The organism is Embleya sp. NPDC001921, assembly GCF_053594475.1.
Genome location: NZ_JBSFEO010000018.1, coordinates 48,469 through 71,468, shown reverse-complemented (window position 1 = coordinate 71,468; position 23,000 = coordinate 48,469). Strand labels below are relative to the sequence as shown.

Genomic DNA, 23,000 nt, shown 5'->3' with positions numbered 1-23,000 from the left:
TCGGCCGCGCAACGTAGTTGGGCCGTGCGCCTGCTCGGGCGCCTGTGCATCCGTGCGTCAGTGCACCTGTGCGCCCCTCGCAGGTCCGGGGCGTAGCCGGGCGCCGATGTACCGCCTCGTCTACGAACTGCGCGGCGCACCACGCTCGTTGCTCGCCTCGGTCGGTGTCGCACGTCGCGTGGACTCGGCTCGGATGCCGGTTGGGCGTACTGCCTTCGGGGGATGAATCCTCCTGGCGCACAAACGACTTCTTCGAAGCGGAGGGCGCGTGAACGACAGGCCGAACCTGATCCCCGCCCCACGTCGACTGGAGATGACCGGAGGCTCGGGGCCGATCGGCGACACGGTGGAGTGTCGCATCGACCCGGAACTCGGGCCGGAGGCGTACCGACTCACCGTGGCCGCCGACCGAGTGGAGATCGTCGGTGGTGACGAAGCGGGTGTGTTCTGGGGGCGGCAGACGCTGCGTCAACTGCGGGGCCCGGATGCCTTCCGGAGCGCGCCGCTGAACCGCGATCCGGTCGCCGTCCCCTATCTGACCGTCGAGGACGCGCCCCGTTTCGCCTGGCGCGGCTTGATGCTCGACGTCGCACGGCACTTCCTGGCCAAGGACGACGTGCTGCGCTATGTGGACGCGCTGGCCGCGCACAAGCTGAACGTGCTGCACTTGCACCTCACCGACGATCAGGGGTGGCGCGTCGAGATCAAGCGCTCTCCACGGCTCACCGAGGTGGGTGCGTGGCGGCCCCGCACACGGCTGGGCCGGGGGGAGCCGGCGCTCTGGGACGAGCGTCCGCACGGCGGCTTCTACACCCAGGACGACCTGCGGGAGATCGTCGCCTACGCGACCGAGCGGCATGTTCGGATCGTCCCCGAGATCGACCTGCCCGGGCATTCACAAGCGGCCGTCGCGGCGTACCCGGAACTGGGCAACTCCGACGTGGTGGACACCGGCGCGCTGGAGGTGTGGACCGATTGGGGCGTCAGCCCGCACGTGCTGGCCCCCACCGACGCGGTGGTGGAGTTCTACGAGGGCGTGTTCACCGAACTCCTGGAGCTGTTCCCCGGGCGGTACGTGCACGTCGGCGGCGACGAGTGCCTCAAGGACCAATGGCGCAAGTCGCCCACCGCCCAGGCCCGCATCGCCGAACTCGGCGTCGGCGACGAGGACGGGCTCCAGTCCTGGATGATCCGCCACTTCGACCGCTGGCTGGCCGCACGGGGACGCCGCCTGATCGGCTGGGACGAGATCCGGCAAGGCGGCCTGGCCCCCGGCGCGGCGGTCATGTGCTGGCGCTGGTACGCGGGAGGCATCGCCGCCGCCGAGGCCGGTCATGACGTCGTGATGTGTCCGCAGCAGGAGGTCTACCTCGACCACGTCCAGTCGGCGGACGCGGGTGAGCCCGTTCCCTTCGGGTGGGTGCACACGCTGGAGGACGTCTACCGGTTCGAGCCCGTTCCGCCACGGCTCAGCGGCACTTCGCACGCGGCGCACGTGATCGGCGCCCAAGCCAACCTGTGGAGCGAGATCACCGAGAATCGCGCCCGCGTGGACTATCAGGCGTTCCCCCGCCTCGCCGCCTTCGCGGAGGCGACATGGTCCACGCCGGCGCACCCGGACGAGCGCGACTTCGCCGACTTCGACCGGCGAATGCGCGAAGCGCACTACGCCCGCCTGGAAGCGATGGGCATCGCCTACCGACCCCCCGCCGGCCCACACCCGTGGCAACAACGCCCCGGCATCCCCGGCCGAATGCACCACAAACCCCGCCGCACCTGGCACACGGCCTGAGCGCCACCCCTCCCACCTCCGCACGGTGTCGAACACCTGGACCCGCGCGCCCGATTCGCAACCCAAGACCACCCGACTCGGCCCGACCGAACCCGACTCGACTCGACTCGGCCGAGCCGTCGCCCCGAGGTCGACGCAACAGGACCACGGGCTACTGCGGCCCGAACCCGCCGCCGATGTCGGGCACCCGAGCGGCGGAGTGCAACTCGAAGTCGCGCGATCGGTGTCGCGCGAGACGATCACGGCGCCGATGCGGACGGTTCGGCCGACGTCGCCGCCGGCCGAAGCGACCCGGTCCGCAAGCCGTTGTGCGATGTCGATCCGCGCAGCGAACTCGAGAACACCCCGGCGGCGGCGGTTTCCAGGAGCCGGGGGCGGTGACTCCCCGAACGGGGACGAGGGCGAACGCGCTCGCCGAGTCCCTGTGCACCTGTGCACCTGTGCGGGCCCGACCCGCGCTCAGGGCGGCGTCGAGACGGACTCCGGTAGGTCGTCCGCGAGATCAGCTTGCCGGAACCGCAAGTTTTCGTGCCGCATCCGCTGGGCCTGACAAGACTGAGCGTGTCCCGACGCGAGGAACCTCAGTGAGCGCCACCGGCATGCCGACTCCGATGACCGCATCCGCGGGCCATCCCGCGCAGGTATCGATCCGGCCTCGGCGACGTGGCCGTTCGTCGAGCGCCCAGCGTTCACCGGAACGAAGTCACCACCTACCAAGCGGTGTTCCGGACCGTCCCGGCTGCGACACCCGCCGGGCGGACATCCGCCACGAACCGATCAACGCGACCGGACGCCGAACCCACCGCCCCTCCAGGACAGGAACACATGGCTCCCCCATCCCGCTCACCAGCGCGACACGCCCTCCGATCGGCGCGGACGATGGCGACCGTCGTCCTTGCCCTCCTCCTGACGATCGGCGCCGCCGCCTGCGGCACGCAGGCCGCCGACGACATTCCGGCCCACGCCGCCGCCACTCGCAACGACCCGAAGTTCACGAGCACCTTCCAACACAAGTTCGCCGACGTCGACAACGTCCGCATGCACTACGTGACCGGCGGAAGTGGCCCGCCGGTGGTGCTGATACACGGTTGGCCTCAGACCTGGTTCGGCTGGTGGCCGGTCATGCCCGCGCTCGCCGAACGCCACACCGTCTACGCGGTCGACCTTCCCGGGCTGGGCGACAGCACCGGATCCCCGACCGGCTACGACAAAGCCACCCTGGCGCGGTACGTCCACACGCTCGTCGCCGATCGGCTCGGCGTACGCGACGCCCGCGTCGTCGGACACGACTTCGGTGCCGCGGTGGCATTCCAGTACGCCGCCCAATTCCCCGCCGACACCGCCCGCCTCGGCTACCTCGACCTACCGCTCCCCGGGCCCGCGGTCGACGCGCCCACTTACCGCTCACTGAGCTGGCACATCGCCTTCCACTCCCAACGCCGGGTCCCCGAAGCCGTGGTCGGCGACGACGTCCGCGAGTACCTGGCGCTGTTCTACCCCCAAGTCTCCTTCGGCGGAACGGCGTTCGGCGGCACTTCGGATCGTTCCCCGTTCACCGACACCGAGATCGACGAGTACGCGCGGACCTACCGCCGGCCCGAGGTCCTGTCGGGCGGTTTCGAGCTCTACCGCGCCCTCGACAAGGACGTCCGCGACACCACGGCCGCGGCACCGGTACTCATCCCGACCCTGCTCATGACCGCGCAGGGTCAACTCGACGCGATCCGAGCCACCGCGACCCCACGTATCACCAACATCGTGCAAGCGGCGGACGTACCGAACGCGGGCCACTGGCTCGTCGAGGAGAACCCACGGTTCGTCACCACGGAACTGCTCCGCTTCCTCGACGGTTGACCCCCACCCCCACCCCACCCCCACGCCGGCGCGGGGTGCCACACACCACCCCGCGCCGACGGCCCACCGGTGCCGTCGGCAATCGCGGCCGAGTCTCCTTGACGTCCTCGGGCTCGTCACGGGGATCGACGAGACGATCCGGCCCGCGAGCCGACGCGGCGGAACCGGCGCGCGCGACGGGGCGCGCCACGGGGTTGGTCCGGGCGGGTGACATCGACGGTGGATTCGCGCCGGGATGTTCGCCCATGGAGGGCCGCAGTCCTGGGGAATGCCGGTCCTCGTGGGTGCGACACCCGGGGATTCGGATGATTGACAGCGTATTTTCTCCCGGCTCATGCTGGGCTCCAGCCGCCAAGTTGGGGCCATCGGTGGCTGGTTGCAAGCCCGCGTCCACGGGACGGCAGGAACTCCGCGGACCGCTGGTACGACATGCCGGCCGCACCGTCGCTGCGAACGTCGACGATCGGGTGTGAGGTGCCGGATGGTGAGCACAAAACTCGACGAGCCCCTGATCGCACGGGTGCACGAGGTCAAGCGTGCGGCCCCGCGCGACGACGAGACCGCGAGGTTGGACCGGCTGGAGCGGATCAAGGTTCTGCTCCATTTCACCGGTGACCTCGACGCCGTCGAGGAGGCCGGTTTCTGGGCCGAGTTCCACACCACACGCATCGCGGTCGGCACGATCACCGCGATCGACCTCGAACGGGTCGCCGAACTCGACAACGTGGTTTCGATCCACAGCAATCACCGGACCGGACCCTCGGGGCCACCGACGGAGACGTCGCCCGACGCCGCCGGCCCCGCCCCCACCGAAACCCCCGCCGAAACCCCTACCGAAGCCCTCTCCAACGCCCCCGCCGAAACCCCCGGCGACGCCCCCGCCAACCCGATCCACTCCATCCCACCCGACCTGACCGGAGTCGGCGTGGTCGTCGGCATCCTCGACAGCGGGATCGACATCCATCACCGGGCGTTCCGCAAGCTCGACGGCACCACCCGAATCGTGTCGCTCTACGACCTGACACTACGTCAGACCATCACCACCAAAGGGGACCCGACCGGCGGATCCCTCGTGCTGCGCTGGCAACCGCCCACCGGCAAGGACCAGGCGACCGGTGCGCTGACCTTCCCCCTGACCGCGGCCACCGTGAAGACGGCGCTCGGCCAATTGGGCGGGCTCACGCCGGCCGACTTGGTCGTCACCGGCGGACCGCTTCCCGCCAAATCCGTGGAAATCGACTTCGTCGGCCAGTACGACGGCACCAGGTTCGACACCAGGCTGATCAACCCCATCCGCCTGACCGACGTCACCCTGACCGGCGGGACCCAGCCCAAGGTCAGCGTCATCCGCGGCCGGATGATCACCCGGGACGAGATCAACGCCGCCTTGGCCGCGGTGCCGCCCCCGCCTCCGCCGCCCGCGACCCCACCGCCTCCGCCGGCCTTCGTCTCGCGTGACATGGTGGGCCATGGAAGCCACGTCGCGGGCATCGCGGCCGGATTCCGCCTACCCGGCTGTTGCTCTCCGGATCGCACCGTCGGCCTCGCCTTCGGCGCGGATCTCGCCATCGTGCGCACGACGATGACGGACGCCGAGAACATCCAGGGCGCCGAACACGTCTTCGCGCAGCCATGGCTCGCCGACGGCGTCCCGAGGCCGCCCACGGTGCTGAACATCAGCCTGGGCGGCAGCGGGCACGCGCACGACGGCACGGGCCCCTTCGAGGCGGCCCTCGACGACCTGTTGATCGGTGCGACCCGACGGTCGATCGTGGTCTCCGCGGGCAACAACGGCGGGCTGTTCAATCCGCCGCCGTGGTTTCCGCCCATCCACCATCCCGGGCAACACACGTTCGGTGAGGTGTCCGCCTTCGGCACGACCACCCGCAGCTTCCCGGTGATCTTCAGCGACCTCGTCACGGACACCTTCGTCTGCTGGTACCAGGGGCCTGGGCGGTTGGACTTCACCCTGACCCCGCCACCCTTGGTGGGCGGGCCGGTGATGCCCCCGGTCTCCCCCAGCGCGAATCCATCGGCCGTGCCGCACGTCTTCGGGCAGCCACCGAACGAGCACGCGGTATCCGTCACCTCGTACCTGTCGGCCGCGCCGAGCGGAAAACGTCAGATCATCGTCCGGATCAATCCTCCCGCCCCCAGCGGCAATCCCCCGCTTTCCGGGCAGATCTGCCTGGGCACCTGGACGATGACCCTGCACGAAACACAAGGCACCGCCACCTTGTTCGATATGTGGTCGCTCGAGAACGACCCGGACCAACCCGCGCGATTCGCCCCCGCGCAGCAAAACCGCACGCGGACCGTCACCATCCCCGGCACCGCCCGCCTCCCGATCACCGTGGGAGCCTACGACACGGGACATGGCGACGTTCTCGCGGAGTTCTCCGGCCGGGGACCGACCACCGACTTTCGGATGAAGCCGGAGGTGTGCGCACCCGGTGTCCGCATCTTCTCCGTCGCGGCCGGCGCACAGAACCCCGAACACCTGACGCCCCTGGACGGGACGAGTCAGGCCGCGCCGTTCGTGACCGGCGTCATCGCCCTGATGTTCGAGGTGAACAACAACCTCGACCACACCACGATCGTCGGACACCTCACCGGCACCTGCAAACACCCCGTCCCCCCGGTCCCCCCGACGCAGCTCGACAGTGGTTGGGGCTATGGCAGGGTCGACGCCGAGGCGGCCATCCTGGCCGCGATGCCCGCCCCGCTCGCGCAGGAGATCGCGCAGCGCGGCGAGCCCCTCGTCCTGCCCGCGGCCGCCTACCCGGGCTCGCATGTACCCCTGGTCACGCGGGTGCGCCAGGTCCTGGCCCGGATGGCGCAGAGCCCGGCGGGGCGGCGCATCACCGACCTGAGTTCCACGCACCACGAAGAGGTGCGACGTCTGGTCGACACCGAGCGGCGCGTGGTCGTGGCGTGGCAGCGCATGCACGGGCCGCTGCTCCTGCGCAGGTTGTTGCTCAGCGACTTCGCCCAGGACGAACCCGTGCCGCGGGCCCTCGGCGGACGGCTCGTGGCCGACGGGTTGGCCCGCCTGCTCGACGAACTCGCCGCCGCCGGGAGCCCCGCCCTGCGCGAAGCCATCGTCGAGCACCGCGAGTTCCTGCTCGAGCTACCAGGGACCAGACTGGCCGATCTCGACGAGCGAGCGGGGCTGAGCTGACATGGGCGCCGGCACTGTGGAATTGCTCGCCCGGGAGATCGCCAACGCGCTGCGGCCGCTGGAGCAGCGGCTCGCCGCGGACCGGCGGCAGGTGTTCTTCGCCCAACTGGGCCTGTGGTTGCCGGGCGGGCTGGACGCCGCGTCGGGCGCGATCGGCACGGTCGCCATCCAGTCGGGCGGCCTGGGGCCGATCGTGCTGCGGCTCGACGCGGCCATCGGGGACGACGTCGCCGAGCGCATCACCCTGGAGGGCGTCGCCCTGCTCGGGGCGTTGCGGCAGGTCTTCCAGGCGATCACCGCGTTGGCGCCCGCTCTGGACGTCGCGGTGGTCGGCGGGACCGGGCTGACCGAGGCCCAGCGGGTACGGCTGCGCGCCGAGGTCCAGGAAATTCCCCGACGGCTGCTCGACTTCGCGCTGCTGACCCACATCGAGAGCAAGAGCCGCAACGCGCTCGACCTGCTGTCGCTGCTGGGGATCTTCACCGATGTCCAGGTGATCCCCGATCCCCAGGACCCCACGGTGGTGCCGACCCGCCGACGGACACTGCGCTTCGATCGCCTGCCCACCCTGTTCACCGCGCCCGGTGAACTCTTCGGCGACGTCTTCGACTTCGGCAAACCCGGCTTCGACGGCAGCGAGCTGTTCCGACGCCTGATCGAGCATCTCGTCGCCCACGGCCGGCACTTCACGTACGCTGCGCCGCCCGGTGGGCCGCAGGAGCTGGACATGTACGTGCTCCGGCTGGCCGTCGATCCGACCGGAACGACGCCCACCCTGGCCACCCGCGTGGACGTGGCGGCCACCGACGACTACATCCGCTCGTACACGCCCAGCCCGCTGTGGAAACTCGCCGTCGAGGCACGGACCCGATTCGCGCCGGGGCTCGAAGGCCACATCCGGCCCCCGTTGAGCATCGAACTCCGGCCGTCGACGGGTGCCTTGCAGCTCGATGCCTCCGTCGGCGCGAGCGCCGAGCACGCCGACGGCACACCCATCGTGCTGTTGGGCAAGGCCGGCGGATCGCGCCTGGAGATCGGCAGGTTCACCGCGGCGATCGGCCTCGCCGCGGAGGCCGGCGCCGGTGGCACCGCCACCTTCGAGCCCACCGCGCGTGTCGATCTGGTGGGCGGCCACGTACTGATCGACCTCGCCGAGGGCGACGGCTTCATCGCCACGATCACCGGCGGCGGACGTGTCGAGTCCGACTTCACCGTGCGCGGCCTGTGGTCGCCGTCCCGGGGACTGCGCCTGGAGGGCAGCGGGTCCCTGGACCTGGCCATCCCCACCCACCTGGAACTGGGTCCGGTCGAGGTCACCACGCTGTACCTGAGTGTGGGCCTGGACGCCGACGGTTCGCTGCCCCTGGAGATCTCCACGGCGTTCACGGCGGAGCTGGGGCCGATCAAGGCGACGGTCGACCGCGTCGGTGTCATCGTCAAGGCGCGGTTCCGCGACGGCGGCAACCTGGGCCCGTTGGATCTCGGGTTCGCGTTCAAGCCGCCCACCGGCGTCGGGCTCGCGGTGGACGCCGGGGTGATCTCCGGCGGTGGTTTCCTGTCCGTGGACTCCGCGCGCGGGGAGTACGCCGGCGCGTTGGAGCTGAAGTTCGCGGGCTTCCTGGACCTGAAGGCGATCGGCCTGATCAGCACCCGGATGCCGGACGGGTCCGACGGCTTCTCGATGCTGATCGTGATCACCACCGAGTTCGGTGCCGGCGGCCTGCAACTGGGCTACGGATTCACCCTGCTCGCCGTCGGCGGCCTGATCGGCCTCAACCGCCGGATGAACCTGCGGGCGCTCGCGGAGGGGGTGCGCACCGGCCGGGTCGAGTCGGTGATGTTCCCGAAGGACGTGGTCGCCAACGCGCCTCGGATCCTCAGTGACCTGCGCGCCTTCTTCCCGCCGGAGCAGGGGAAGTTCCTGATCGGGCCGATGGCCAAGATCGGTTGGGGTACGCCGACGCTGGTCAGCGTCTCGCTCGGGGTCGTGATCGAGATCCCGGGCAACCTGGCGGTCCTGGGTGTGCTCAAGTGCGCGCTGCCCACCGAGGACCTCGCGCTTTTGGTGCTGAAGGTCGCCTTCATCGGCGCGGTCGAGTTCGACAAGTCGCGGTTGTGGTTCTTCGCGCAGCTCTTCGAGTCGCGCATCCTCACCATGACCCTCGACGGCGGCCTGGGCCTGCTCGTCGACTGGGGCGACAAGCCCAATCTGGTGTTGACCGTGGGCGGTTTCCACCCCTCGTTCAAGCCGCCGCCGCTGCCGTTCCCGGTACCCGACCGGCTGTCGGTCGACATCCTCAACCGGCCGGGCGGCCTGATCCGGGTGTCCGGCTACTTCGCCGTCACCAGCAACACCGCCCAGTTCGGCGCCGCCGCCGAACTGCGCTTCGGCTTCTCGGACTTCGGCATCGAGGGGCATCTCGCTTTCGACGCGCTGTTCCGGTTCTCGCCGTTCGCGTTCCTGATCGAGATCACCGCCGGGGTCGCGCTGAAGGCGTTCGGGGTCGGGGTCTTCACCATCGACCTGCGGTTCCGTCTGGAGGGGCCGTCGCCGTGGCGGGCCCGCGGTCGCGGTTCGATCTCCCTGCTGCTCCTGGAGATCTCCGCCGACTTCGACATCGGCTGGGGCGAGGAGCGCAACACCACGCTGCCGCCGATCGCGGTACTGCCGCTGCTGGCGAGCGAGATCACCAAGGTCGAGGGCTGGCGGACGAAACTGCCTCCGGGCGGCGGCGACACCCGGGTGACGCTGCGCGCGCTGCCCGAGACGGACCGGCTCGTACTGCACCCGCTCGGTACCTTGTTCGTGCAACAGCGGGCGATCCCGCTGAACGTGCGGATCGACCGGGTGGGCTCGCAACGGCCGAGCGACGGCAGGCGCTTCGGCGTCGCCCCGGCGTCGGACAGTGGCTTGGTGCAACTGTCGCAGCCCGACGACAAGTTCGCGATGGCCCAGTTCCAGGACATGGACGACGCGGCGAAGTTGTCGGCCGCCGCGTACCAGGACCAGGACGCGGGGCTGGAGTTGAGCGCGGAGCGCGCGGCGCTCGCCTCCGCCCGGGTGGTGCGCCGCAGCACCCGCTACGAACTGCACATCTTCGACAGCCGCGAGAGCGGCACCGCCGGCGCCGCGCGGGCACAACCCGCGGGCGCTTCGCGGGCCCGGCGAACCGCCGCCCCGGGGTCGACCCGCCGCGAGCGGTTCCACAACGTCGGCAGCGCGATCTACGACCGACTCCTGGAGGGCAGCAGTACCAGCCGATCGGCCCTGTCCAGGCGGGACGCCGAACAGCGCCAACCGTTCGCCGCCGAGGACACCGTCCGGATCACCGGGCAGCGGTTCGCCGTCGCCCACCGACGCGACAACCTCCAGGCGTTCGCGCCGACTTCGGACGTCGACCGGGGCGTGACCAGCTTCCGCAGCCACGCGACCGCCTCCGACGCGCTCGTCGACTGGATCGACGCCGACCCGAGTCTGGCGAACACGCTGCACGTGATTCCGGTGTCCGAGGTCGCGGCCCCGCTGGCCACGCCCGGCACCTGGTCGGAGACGGCCGCGCTGCCGGTCGTGGCCTCGGGCCTGGAGGCGGTACGGCGCGGCGACGGCAGCGTGCTCGTCGCCGGCGGCGCGGACGCCACGGGCCTGGCCCTCAAGGCGACCGCGCTGTTCGATCCGGCCCGCAAGACCTGGTCGGCCGGCAAGGACCTGGCCACCGCGCGGCGCGGGCACTCGACCACGCTGCTCGACGACGGCCGGGTGCTGGTGGTCGGCGGCCGGGGCGCGGACGGGGCGCCACTGGCCTCGGCCGAGATTCTCGATCCGATCGCCGGCACCTGGTCCCCCGCCGGGACCGGCCCGAAGACGGCCCGAGCCGAGCACTCGGCGACGCTGCTGAGCACGGGCTCGGTGCTCGTTGCCGGCGGTATCGGAGTCCGCGGCACCGGCAGCACCGCGCTGTCCTCGGCGGAGTTGTTCGACCCGCGCACCGGCAAGTGGTCGCCCGCGAAGCCGATGACCGACGCGCGATCCGGCCACCGGGCCGCGGTCCTGCCCGGCGGTCGGGTCCTGGTCGTCGGCGGCGCGCTGGCCACGGGCGGGCGGCCGGCGGCGCTCGCGTTCTGCGAGTCGTACGAACCGGTGGCCGGCACCTGGTCCGCCGCCGGGACCCTGAACACACCGCGCAAGGGGCATCAGGCCACCGTCCTGGCCGACGGCTCCGTCCTGGTCACCGGCGGCGACGCGACCGAGATCCCCGCCGCCGGCCGGCTCACCCTCGCCCCCCTGGCGTCGGCGGAACGCTACGACCCGGGCACCGACACCTGGACCGCGGTCCCGGGCATGCCCGCCGGCCGGGCCGGGCACCGCGCGCTGCGGCTGCGCTCGGGCAAGGTCCTGGTGCTCGGCGGCACCGGCGGGCCGCCCTTCGCCGCGGGCCTTCGCAACGCGACCGTGTACGACCCGGCCCACCGCACCTGGACGCCCACCGGTGGCCTGGCCGTCGGCCGCGGCGACTTCGCCGCGATCGAACTGGCCGACGGCCGGGTGCTGGCCGCGGGCGGCGTCGTGCTGTCCGGCCCGGCCGCGCCCACCGAGGCCGCCGTCGCCACCGCCGGCACCGAGATCCTCACGCCATGACCCCGGCCACCACGAAGGGTTCGACGCCATGACCAGTCCCGCAGCCGCGGCCATCGGAACGTGGACGAAGACCGGCGACCTGCCGGCACCGGCCGCCTGGTACGGACAATACGACGGCGCCGTGCTGTTGCCCGACAACCGGGTGTTGCTGGTGGGCGGTACGGACGGCACGTCGGTCGTGCTCACCAGGACCGCGCTCTACAACCCGACCGCCGCGACCTGGTCGGCCGCCGTCCCGCTGCGCTTCCCGCGCCGACTGCACACCGTGACGCGACTGGACAACGGCAAGGTCCTGGTCACCGGCGGCACCAGCGGATCCTCGCCGCTGTCCCCGGGCCTGGCCGCCGCCGAGGTCTACGACCCGGAACACGACACCTGGGAGGCCGTCGGCGACATGCGCGAGGCGCGCTTCGGGCACAGTGCCGTACTGCTGGCCGACAAGACGGTGCTGGTGGCCGGCGGTGTCGCGCTCCGAAGCGGGGATTCGCTCAAGGCCCTGCGCTCGGCGGAGATCTACGATCCGCTGACCGGCGCCTGGAGCGACGGCGGGACGATGACCGACGCCCGGACCGGCCACTGCGCGGTTCGGCTCAAGGGTGGCCAGGTGCTGGTCTGCGGCGGTACCGCCCCGATCTCCGGACAGGACGAAGTGTCCCTCGCGTTCTGCGAGTTGTTCAATCCCGGCGACAAGTCCTGGGTGCCCACCGGCAGCATGCTCCGGCCCCGGAGCCGGCATCAGGCCGTGCAGGCGGCCGACACCGCGGTGCTCGCCTTCGGCGGCGCCACCCCCGGCGTCCCCGGTGACGGCACCTACGACCCGTTCACCACCTTGACCACCGAGCGCTACGACCTGGCGACCGGGAAGTGGACGGCCATGCCCGCGACTCCCGGCGGCCGGGGCTTCCACCGCGTCGTCCCGCTGGGCTCGGGCAAATTCCTGCTCGTCGGCGGCACCGCCGAGGTGCGCGACGGCGTCGGCTATCGCAGCGCGCTGATCTTCGACGACGGCACCAGGACGTGGAGCCCCGCGACCGGACCGGCGCTCGGCCGCTGGGCGTTCGCCGCCACCGCGCTGGCGGACGGCCGGGTGCTCGTCACCGGCGGAACCGTCCGGGCCGGACTCGCCGCCGCCGACCCGACCGGCAACGAACTCACTGCGACCACCGAGGTGTTCGGGAGCGGTTCGTGACGGCGAACGCCTACTCCTTCCTGCCCTGGCTGCGCGGCGGGATCGCCACCCGGATCGCCGCCGATCCCACCGGTCCGGTCACTCGCGCCGAGATCCCGGTCAAACTGCAGTTGACCGTCGAGCCGATCAGCGGCCCGCCGCCCCAGCACTTCGTGGAACAAAAGGTCCAGCTCTACGGTCCCGGCGACATCGTCGGCATCGATCCGCGCGTGGTCTCGCGGACCGAGCCGCGTGCCTGGGTCACCAACGCCGAGCCCAACTACCTGGCGCACATCGAGTTCTACGACGAGGACTTCCCCTGGCAGTACAGTCCGCTCGCCCCCGAGGCGGACACCGGGCGGCTGCGGCCGTGGCTCGCGTTGGTCGTGCTGGAGGCGCCGGAGGACTCCGGCGAGCCGGGCGAGTTCACCGAGGGCAAGCTCCCCGGGCGACCGCTGCCGTACATCGGCGTCGCCGACCCGGCGGGCACGCTGCCGCCGCCCGAGCACCTCGGCGCGTGGGCGCACGTGCACGTCGACGGTGAACTCGACGCCCCGATCGTCTCGGAGAACATGCCCGCCGCGCTGTCCGCGCTGCGCGGTGTGCTCGCCGCCACTCCCGACCGGGCCTGCTCCCGGCTGATCTGTCCGCGCCATCTGCGGCCCGACACGGGGTATCACGCGTTCCTGGTCCCCGCGTTCGAGACCGGGCGGCTGGCCGGCCTCGGCTTCGACCCGGCCGGCGCGCCGACCGCGGCGCACTGTGCCTGGGGACCGAGCTACCCCAACCGCCGGGCACCCGGGGAACTGCCCTACTACCACCGGTGGTTCTTCGCCACCGGCACCGCGGGCGACTTCGAGTACCTGGTCCGGCTGCTGCAACCGGGGCACGCCGACGAACGGGTGGGCCGGCGCGATGTCGACGTGCAGCGTCCGCCCGGTCCCGGCCTGCCCGGGATCACCACGCCCGCGGCGCTGGGCGGGGTGCTCAAACTCGGCGGGGCGCTGCGCGTTCCCGACCGCGAGCAGGACCTGTGGGACAACTGGGACGGCCGGTTCCCCCCGCCGCCGCCCCCGCCCCCACCGCTGCCCGCGCCGCCGGTGCCACTGCCCTACCCGCATCCGTTCCAGCAGGCACTCGCCCACCTGGTCAACCTGGCCGACGACTACCTCGAACACGCGCCCACGGCGGCGCACGCGCGCTTCGCCGCCACGGTGGGCCCGGAGTCGGGGATCGCGGCCGACCAGGTCGATCCGGTGATCACGCCGCCGCTGTACGGGCGTTGGCACGCCCGCGCGTCCCGGCTGCTGTCCGAGCGCGACGGAACGCCGATCCTCGCCCCGGAGAACCGCAACTGGGTGCACCGGCTCAACCTCGATCCGCGCTTTCGGATCGCCGCGAACTTCGGCGCCCAGGTGGTTCGCACCCGCCAGGAGGAGTTCATGGCCGCCGCCTGGGAACAGGTGGGCGACGTGCTCGCGGCCAACGACCGGATCCGCGCCGCGCAACTGGCCTGCGAGGTCGGTCACGTGCTGCACGCGAAGCACCTGACCCCGGTGGATCCCCCGGCCGTCCGGACCGCCGCCGACCCCGCCCCGTCCCCGTCGGGCAGGGCACTGCAACTGACCGCGCCCGCCGGCTCCCGGGTGACCGCGTCCGCGTCGTCGGCAAGCACCCTGGACGACGCGGGTGCGGCCCCGCCGGTCGCCCTCGGGTTCAAGGTGGCCCGCAGCAGGATCGCCGCAGCGCCGGTGTCGCCGGCCATGCGGCGCATCACCCGGCCGGGATCGCGACTGATGCGCACCCTGCCGTTCGGCGCAGGCCAACCGCCGCCGGCCGCCCTGCTGCCCCGGATGGACGACCCGGCCACCGGGATCGCCGCCGCCGCGCCCAAGGCCGCCCCGTCCGCCATCGTCACCCCGAAGGAACTGGCCGACATCCTGCACCCGCACACCTCGACCGGGCCGCAAGCGTTCGACCCCGTCGACGAGTTGCACACCAGCGCCGACTTCCTGATCAGCCTTCCCGGCGAGGGGATCGTCCCGCACCCGGGCGGCGCGGACAGCAAGGAGGCGGAGCGGTTCAAACTCGCGCTCAAGGACCTCCACCGGGGCTTCGACACCGCCGCCGTCGGCGGGCGCACGGACGCGCGCGAGCCGCTCGGCGTCGCCCCGGTCACCGATCGCATGCTCGGCGAACTGCGTGCCGACGCGACCGTGCCCCGACAACTGCTGAGCGAGGTCAGCCTGCCCGAGCGGCTGCGGCCGTTCGCCGAGCGGTTCATCGAGGCGATGGCCTATCCGGTGGTCGACCTGCCGATGTATCGCACGCTGCTGGACATGTCCGTGGACACGTTCGTGCCCAACCTGGGCCTGATCCCGCCGAACACGATCACCCTGCTGGCGACCGACCAGGAGTTCATCGAGGCGTTCATGGCCGGGCTCAACCACGAGATGGCCCGCGAGCTGTTGTGGCGCGAGTATCCGACCGATCAACGCGGCACGCCCTTCCGCCAGTTCTGGGACCCGCGCGCGGAGTTGCCCAAGCCCGGCGAGAGCGCCGAGGAGCGCCGCGAACGCCTGTACGACATCACCCGGATGGAGACCTGGACCAAGGCCACCGTGCTGGGCGGGCACGACAATCGCGACCTGGTCCAGGAGGAGGAGCTCGTCCTGGTCATCCGGGGCGAACTGCTCAAGAAATACCCGACGGCGGCCGTCTACGCGCACCGCGCGACGTGGGGGACCAACGACGACGGCGTCGTCGATCCGAACGTGGAACGGGTGCTCGCGCACGTTCCCGACGGCGAACGCCCCTCCCCGGACCTGGTCAAACTGCCGATCTACGAGGCCAAGGTCGAGCCGGACATCACCCTGCTCGGCTTCGATCTGACGGCCGCTCAGGCACGCGGGAACCCGCCCGACGACGCCGGCTGGTTCTTCGTGATCAAGGAACGTCCCGGTGATCCCCGCTTCGGCGCCGACGACGGCCCGGGCACCCCGATCGAGGTGTGGAACGACCTGTCCTGGCGGGACATCGATCCGCTCGACCACGGCTTCGTCACCCTGGACCCGGGCACCCAGGTCCCGCTCGTGCGGTTCGACGGCTCCGAGGACGACCAGGAGAAGCGCGAGCAGCGCCGCGAGGACGCGGCCCTGCCGCTGTGGCACTCGCGACTGAGCTCCGCCGACATCGCCTACATGCTCTTCCAGGCACCGGTACTGATCGCCGTACACGCACAGGAGATGTTGCTCGATGCTCGACCGGCTCAGTGACGACCTTCCGGTATTGCTCGGCCCCGTCCGACTGGAGACCCGCTTCACCCCCGACGAGCTGCTGATCCGGGTGTTCCCGGACGAGTGGGCCATCGACAAGTTCGAACCCCTGCCCAGCGAGGCCGAGTTCGCCGCGTTGAGCGCCTACTGGACCGCGCTGTGGCGGGCGGGCGGCGACGCCGGCGCGGAGCAGGTGGCGTGGCACGAGCTGGTCGCCCGGGTCGCCCCGGGCCGCGCGACCTGGCTGCGCGGCGCCCACCCGCCCACCAACCAGGCCGAGAAACCCGCGAACGTGCCCGCCGACACGGTCGTGCTGGTCCTCGTCGGCGCCACCGCGCCGGCCACGGCCGACCGACAGCCCACCGTCACCTACTGGACCGCGGTGTGGCGGGCGCACGGCGACCGTGACCAACTGCGCTCCGCCGACGTCGCGTTGCTGGCCGCCGTCGGTCCCGTACGGGCCCAAGGCATCCGCACCCGACCGCCCACCGGGATCGACGCCGCGCCCACCGACCCGCGCGGCGACGTCGTGGTGGCCTTCCTCGTGCTGCCCCGCCCGGCCCAGGTCGCCCGCGACTCGTGGACCCGGCCCGCCAAGGCACGGCTGCTGCCCGACCGGTTCGTCGCGCTCGGATACGTGGGCCCCACCCAGGTGTTCTCGGTTCCCGGCGCGAACATCCCCGACGAGTTGACGGTCGGCCCGGACCCGGGCACGAGCACCGCCGAGCAACTCAAGGTCGACGAGCGGACCGGCAAGCTGCGGGTGCCGGTCGCCCTGCGCTGGCTGACCGACTTCCAAGCGGCGGTCGACGTGGGCATGGGGATCCGCGTCCCGCTCGACGAGCACAACCGCCACGGCGTCGACCGACTGGTCGTGCTGGGCCTGCGACAGCGCACGGACCCGCAACAGTCCGCCGTCGAGCTGGGCGACTTGATCACCCGGCAACTGCGCAGCCCGGCGGGCTACGCCCTGTTGCCCCAGGGCACGCCCACCAACAACACCGAACAGGCGCCCGCGGGCCAGGACGCCCGCGAGGAGATCGACGCCGCCCTGCGCGCGACCGTGGGCTACGCCGCCGCGGCCGCGCCCGACGACTGGACCGCCAGGACCGACGGCCAGTGTTTCGCCGAACTGCTGGGCATCGACCCCGCGGTGCCGACCGGGATGCCCAACGCCGACCGTAGCGACCAGCGCGACGCGCGCGCCGCGAACACCGCGCTGTGGCCCGCGACCTGGGGCAACTTCCTGCGCACCACCCTGCATCCGATCGTGCCCGCGCAGGCCGCGGCGCAGACGCGCGAGTTCTTCGTCCGCAACGTCAGCGGACGCGGCCCGATCCCGTCCGTCCGGATCGGCCGCCAGCCGTACGGGATCCTGCCCACCACCGCGTTCAGCCGAATGACCTGGCCGGCCGCGTCGACACACCGCGTCGCCCTGCACCATCTGCTGCGGGAGGCGCTGGAGGACTGGCGGGCCGCGGCCGCCAAGGTCGCACGCGTCGACGCCGGCACCCCCGACCCGCACCAGCGGCTCCTGGACATCCTGGCGCTGCACCCCACCTCGGCCGAGTACCACCAGCGGCACGCGCAGAGCGTCGAGGACATCTTCAACCGGGAGAACCTCGGCGGTCTGGGCACCACCGTCACGGACACCCTGGACCACGTCCTGCACATGCCGGACCCCATCCGCGGGCTCCTGAAGCGGTTCGGCTACGACGCGCACCCGCCCGAGCGCCCCGACCCGGCGCTGATCCGCCGCCTGTTCGTCGGCGAGCAGCACCCCCTGCTCGCCCCCCTCGTCGACGACCGCCCGCTCTCCGAGACCGACCCGGTCCGCGCCTACACTCCCGCACCCGACGCCCGGAACTACCTGCACTGGCTCGTCGACAACGGCCGCACCGATCTGGACAAGGTGCGCCTCGAGAACGGGTTCGCCCGGAACCGGCCGCCCTCGGCCCTCCTCTACCTGCTGCTGCGCCACGCGATCCTGCTCGGCTGGGAGGACGCCGGCCGGGCACTCGCGGTCGCCGCGGGTCGGCCCGCCCCCACGCTCGCCGACCCCCCGTTCGTCCACGTGCGCACCCAACGACCGGGCGAGGCACAGCCACCGCCGAGCGAGAGCCGATACCGGCAGCTCTACGCCCCCGACTCCGCGATCACCCACAGCACCGATCCCAACCTCCTGGTCCACCAGTTCATCCCCGGGGTACTGGAGACCCACGCGGCCACCGTCCCGCTCGCCGAACAACTGGACGCCGTCGAACTGCTCGCCGATCTGCCCACGGCCCGGCTGGAACGGGTGCTCGCCGAACACCTGGACTGCGCGACGTACCGACTCGACGCCTGGCTGCTGGGCCTGGCCAACGAGCGCCTGGCCGAACTGCGGTTCGGGATCGACGGCGGCGACACCCCGCGCCGGGGTGTGCACCTGGGGTGCTACGGGCGCCTGGAGCAGGTCCGCCCGAGGTCCACCGAGGGGCTCACCTCGATCCCGCTGTCCGGCGAGCTGGCCACGGTCATGGGGACCACCTCGATCACCCACGATCGGGCGAACGGCGGTTACACGCACGCCCCTTCGCCGAGCCACGCCGCAACGGCCGCCGTGCTCAGGGCCGGCTACCTGGCCAACGGCTCTGCGGCCGACCCCGGTTCGTTCGCGGTGAACCTGAGCTCCGAACGGGTACGGATCGCGCTCGCGCTGCTCGACGGGCTGCGCACGGGTCAATCGCTCGGGGCGCTGCTGGGGCGACGGTTCGAGCGCGGGCTGCACGACGGCCACCCCGGGATCGAACTCGACGGTTTTCTCCCGGCGTTGCGACGCGCCTTCCCCCTCCGGGCGGGCAAGCTGTCCGAGATCGCGCCGAACACGCGGGACCACGTCGACGTGATCGAGGCCCGCAACGTCGTCGACGGCCTCGAACTGGTGCGCCGGGCCACCCGCCCGCCGGTCACGCCGACGTATCCCTTCGGCGCCGACGACATGCCCGACGCCTCCGCCGACGAACAGGAGGCGATGAACGCCGAGCTGCGACACCTGCTCGACATCCACGACGCGCTGGCCGACCTCGCGGTGGCCGAAAGCACCCATCAGGTGCTGCTCGGCAACACCGAACGCGCCTCCGCGACCCTGGACGCCTACGCCAAGGAGGGCTTTCCGCCCCGCCCCGCCGTGGTCGAGACCCCGCGCAGCGGGATCACCCTGACCCACCGGTTCGCCGTGCAGCTCACCGCCGGGCTGGCCCCGAACAACGGCGCCCTGCGCTTCCGCGGCGACGGCCCGCGGGCCAAGGCCGAACCCGCCGTCAACGACTGGCTGCCGACCCTGCTGCCGGGGCAGCAGGACGTGGTCGCCCTGGTGAGCTGGACCGATCCGCTCACCGGACTACGACGCGAGAGCGTGGTCGACCAGGCCGACCTGGAACTGCAACCCATCGACCTCCTGTGGACGATCCGACCGACTGACGACGCGGCGATGACCGACCTCGACGACCGGATCATCGGCGTCGTCGTCACCCGGGACAAGCCCCGTCCCGACGTGCGGCTCGCCATCGAATACACCACCAGGGTCGCCGGCAAGGTCACCTTGTTCGAGGTGTCGCCGCTGGTGGAGACCCTGCGCTCGCTGCTGACCACCTCCCGGCCGCTGCGCCCCACCGACCCGATGGCCGCCGCGGGAGCCGTCACGGTCGACCGCTCGGCCGACGACGCGGTCGTGGTGCCCAGGGAACGGCCCGCGGCCGTGCGCACGGGTCTGGAGGCGCTGCGCGCCAGGGTGGCCGACCACCTCACCGCGCTGGTGTCGCTGTACCCGCCCGACCCGACTCCCCCGCGGCGCGCGGACATCCTCACCCGGATCGACGCCCTCCTCACCACCCACAGCCAACTGGCCACCACGGCCGGGGGTTTCGGCCTGTTGCGCAGCGGTTGGTCGGAACTGGTCGAGTGGCGCCGAGGGTTGTTCCGCGACGTGCTCCGGACGGTGGACGTGGCCGCGGACCGGATGGAGGGTTCGCTCGCCGAGGCGGACACGCTCATCGCGCGCTACGACGCGCTGCCGTCGTCCACCCCGACCGAGGACCGGTATCGGTTGTTGGAACAGGCCGAACGCCTGCTCACCACGACGCCGACCAGCCCGCGCCCGTCGACTCCCGCGAAGCTGCGCACGACCGTGGGCACCAGGCGGTCGGCGTTCGATTCCCGTCTGCAGGGGCTCAAGCGGGTGGCCAGGACCACGAAGACGACACTGTCCACACTGTTGGCGGAGGTCCGCGCGCTGCTGCCGCTGAGCGCCTTCGACCCGGTCGGTCTGGACCTGACGCCGGCGGAGGATCGCGTCGTCGTCCTGGGTCGGGATCTGCTGGATCGGGCGCAGGCGTTGCAGGTCGACGTCACCGGCCGGCTCACCGCCGCCGACAAGGCACTCACCGCGCACGACCAGGCGGCGACCGACCCGGAGCGGGTCCGGGCGGCGACCGAGGCGCTGGTGGCGATGCTCGGCGAGGACGTCCTGGTGGTACCCGAGTTCACTCCGCCGGACCAGTTGGCCCAGGACTGGAAGAAGGCCCGCACCGACAGCACCAAGCTGGTCCAACACCTCGTCGACGACTTCGGCCGGGACTTCCCGGTCGACGACTGGGTGCACGGCGTCGCCCGGGTGCGGGAGAAGCCGCGCCTGTGGGAGAAGGCCGTCGCACTCGGGGACGCGCTGCGCGGACCGGGCGGGCTGCTGAGCAACCTCGCGGGTTGGCAGGAGCCGCAACTGACCCCGGTCCAGTTCCCGTACCGGACCAACGACCACTGGCTGGCGATGGAGTTCAAGGCGGGTACCGAGATCCTCGAGGACCGGCTGTTGTTCACCGCGCACTACATGCCCGAGCCGCTGCTCGCCGGCCCCCGACGTTGCGGCCTGCTGTTCGACGAGTGGACCGAGGTGGTCCCCGCCGCGCGGGAGACCACCGGGATCGCGGTGCACTTCGACGGTCCCGACTCCGAGCCCCCGCAGGCGATGCTCCTGGTCGTCCCGCCGACCACCACCGGCACCTGGGCCTGGGACGACCTGGTCGCCGCGATCGAGGAGACCTTCGAACTGGCCACGATCCGGGCCGTGGAACCGGGACACCTGGACGACACCGCCTACGCGCAACTGCTGCCGGCCACGGTCATGTCGGCCACGCGCCAACCGATCACGATCGGCACCGATCTCGCGATCGCCAACCTCCGCTGGAAGTCCCGTGACTGAGCCCCGTATCGAAAACCTCCGCGCGGCGCTGGACCAGCGCGACGCGCCGACCGTCGGCCTGTGGAACCGCGTCGAGGGAAGACCGCGCACCACCGACTTCGATCGTGCGCTGCGTGCGGAGGCGCGTGATCCGCTGTGGATGCTCACCCGGCAGTGGCAGATGGGCGAGTTCCGCGGCGCGGACGCCGGTTCGCCGGTCACCGCCACATATTCGGTGGTCGCCACGACCCCGACCAGGTTCCGTCCCGCCGGCGGCGCGGTGGAACCGCTGCCCGTGGATCGCCCGTTGGAGGCGGTCGCCGAACGGCGGCGCCTGCCGTTCGCGTTCGGCGCCGACCGGATCTCCTTCGATCTGCGACTGGCCATCGGCCGCCGATGGATGAAGCTCGTCGGCCGAAACCTGCTGCTCAACCTGATCAGCCTGAACGTCCGGCAGAAGTACATCGCGCGCTACCCGATCGCGTTGCCCGATCCCGCGGTCGACGCGGACAGCCCCCGGGTGGCGCACCCCGAGGTCTGGTCGTCGATGCAGGCGGTCGCCGGCCGCCGGATGGACGGGTACCAGTTCTACCTGGACCTCAAGCGCGGGCGCCCGGCCCACGAGGGCATCGGCGGGCTGTTGGGGCTGCACCGGGACGAACTCACCAAACTGGGCAAGCGGTTGGTCGACTGGTTCGAGGCCCTGATCGACCAGCCGGCCGAGGATGCCACGACGCACGCCACGAACACGGCCTGGGATCCCGAGCGGTTGGAACACCGGTTCTCCGTCGCCGTCGGCGCGCCGGGCGGCGGGGAGAAGGTGCTCACCGCCCAGGAGTATCCCGGCGGGACCCTCGACTGGCACGCGTTCTCCGTCGATCCCTCCGGCCCGCTCGGGGGGACCGTCCCGCCGCCCCAGGCGTTGAACCGTACCGTCTTTCCCGCGCCGGTCCGGTTCTCCGGCATGCCCTTGCCGCGCTGGTGGGCGATCGAGGACGGCCGCACCAACTTCGCCGCGGTGCGCCCGGACAGCACCGACCTCGCGCGGTTGATCTTCCTGGAGTTCGCGCTCGTCTACAGCAACGACTGGTTCCAACTGCCCTGCGATCTGCCGGTCGGCACGCTGGCCTCCGTCCGCGGCCTCGCGGTGACGGACGTCTTCGGCCGGAAGTTGTGGATCACGCCCGCGGGTTCGGGCGACGACGCCGACTGGCAGCGCTGGTCGATGTTCACCCTGGACACCATCGGCGAGGCGTCGGTCGAGGCGGACACCGACCTGTTGCTGCCGCCGAGCGTGCCGAAGGTGGCCGAGGGTCCGGTCCTGGAGGAGGTGCTGCTGGTCCGCGACGAGAGCGCGAACATGGTGTGGGGCATCGAACAGACCGTACGGCTGCCCACCGGCGAACCCCGGCGGGGCGCCGAGGTCGCCGCGGAGATCCTCGCGCACAGGCTGCGGCTGCATCCGCCGGCCGATCCGCCGCCGGCGGCGGCGCCGGTGGGCTACGAGGCGATGAACTCGGTGCCGGAGAACTGGATTCCGTTCGTTCCGGTACACGTTCCCGGGCAGAACCGCGAGATCCGGCTGCAGCGCGCGGCCATGCCCGGGGTGGTCGACGGCCTGCCGGTGCGGGCCCGGACGTCGTTGCTGCGCGAGGGGTTCGACCTGGGCCGAGCATACTTCGTCAACGAGGAGGAGGTGCCGCAGACCGGCACCGGGATCACCGTGGCCTACAACCGCACGCGCTGTCGCGACGGCCGGGTCGCGCTCTGGCTCGCCACCCGCCGCAGCCCCGGCCGCGCCGAGGCCTCCAGCGGCCTGTCCTTCGACTTCCTCACCGACACGGACCCGCCGGCGGGCCCGGCGACCGGGTAGGCG

At 71.8% G+C, this 23,000-nt stretch carries 8 protein-coding genes; all 8 read left to right on the top strand.

The window, feature by feature from the left end:
* Positions 1-313 precede the first annotated feature (313 nt).
* The 8 genes from ACWCPW_RS21855 to ACWCPW_RS21820 all read left to right on the top strand — a co-directional run bounded on the left by ACWCPW_RS21855 (position 314) and on the right by ACWCPW_RS21820 (position 22,997).
* On the top strand, positions 314-1,792 hold the full coding sequence (locus tag ACWCPW_RS21855; protein ID WP_449763360.1) for a beta-N-acetylhexosaminidase: 1,479 nt from the start codon (positions 314-316) through the stop codon (positions 1,790-1,792).
* A gap of 879 nt (positions 1,793-2,671) precedes the next feature.
* The gene (locus ACWCPW_RS21850; protein WP_449763256.1) at positions 2,672-3,646 is read left to right on the top strand and encodes an alpha/beta fold hydrolase; all 975 of its coding nucleotides are present in this window, start codon (positions 2,672-2,674) and stop codon (positions 3,644-3,646) included.
* A 484-nt stretch (positions 3,647-4,130) separates the two neighbouring features.
* The gene (locus tag ACWCPW_RS21845) at positions 4,131-6,827 is read left to right on the top strand and encodes a S8 family serine peptidase (RefSeq protein ID WP_449763255.1); all 2,697 of its coding nucleotides are present in this window, start codon (positions 4,131-4,133) and stop codon (positions 6,825-6,827) included.
* Between the two features lies 1 nt (position 6,828).
* Complete coding sequence (locus tag ACWCPW_RS21840) at positions 6,829-11,463, top strand: DUF6603 domain-containing protein (RefSeq protein WP_449763254.1); 4,635 nt, start codon at positions 6,829-6,831, stop codon at positions 11,461-11,463.
* A 28-nt stretch (positions 11,464-11,491) separates the two neighbouring features.
* Positions 11,492-12,652, top strand: a complete 1,161-nt coding sequence (locus tag ACWCPW_RS21835) for a Kelch repeat-containing protein (protein WP_449763253.1) — start codon at positions 11,492-11,494, stop codon at positions 12,650-12,652.
* Positions 12,649-15,906: a hypothetical protein gene (locus ACWCPW_RS21830; protein WP_449763252.1), complete on the top strand. Its 3,258-nt coding sequence runs from the start codon at positions 12,649-12,651 to the stop codon at positions 15,904-15,906. The genes ACWCPW_RS21835 and ACWCPW_RS21830 overlap by 4 nt, the downstream gene beginning before the upstream one ends.
* The gene (locus tag ACWCPW_RS21825; RefSeq protein ID WP_449763251.1) at positions 15,887-21,145 is read left to right on the top strand and encodes a hypothetical protein; all 5,259 of its coding nucleotides are present in this window, start codon (positions 15,887-15,889) and stop codon (positions 21,143-21,145) included. Before ACWCPW_RS21830 ends, ACWCPW_RS21825 begins: the two co-directional genes overlap by 20 nt.
* Positions 21,138-22,997 carry a hypothetical protein gene (locus ACWCPW_RS21820; protein ID WP_449763250.1) on the top strand — a complete coding sequence of 620 codons (1,860 nt, stop codon included), beginning with the start codon at positions 21,138-21,140 and terminating at the stop codon, positions 22,995-22,997. The genes ACWCPW_RS21825 and ACWCPW_RS21820 overlap by 8 nt, the downstream gene beginning before the upstream one ends.
* The last annotated feature ends 3 nt before the right edge of the window (positions 22,998-23,000 follow it).

What these genes read in the sequence shown, in the direction of transcription:
- ACWCPW_RS21855 (WP_449763360.1), top strand. Translation starts at nt 314, where the DNA reads ATGACCGGAGGCTCGGGGCCGATCGGCGACACGGTGGAGTGTCGCATC.
- ACWCPW_RS21850 (WP_449763256.1), top strand. Translation starts at nt 2,672, where the DNA reads ATGGCGACCGTCGTCCTTGCCCTCCTCCTGACGATCGGCGCCGCCGCC.
- ACWCPW_RS21840 (WP_449763254.1), top strand. Translation starts at nt 6,829, where the DNA reads ATGGGCGCCGGCACTGTGGAATTGCTCGCCCGGGAGATCGCCAACGCG.
- ACWCPW_RS21835 (WP_449763253.1), top strand. Translation starts at nt 11,492, where the DNA reads ATGACCAGTCCCGCAGCCGCGGCCATCGGAACGTGGACGAAGACCGGC.
- ACWCPW_RS21825 (WP_449763251.1), top strand. Translation starts at nt 15,887, where the DNA reads ATGCTCGACCGGCTCAGTGACGACCTTCCGGTATTGCTCGGCCCCGTC.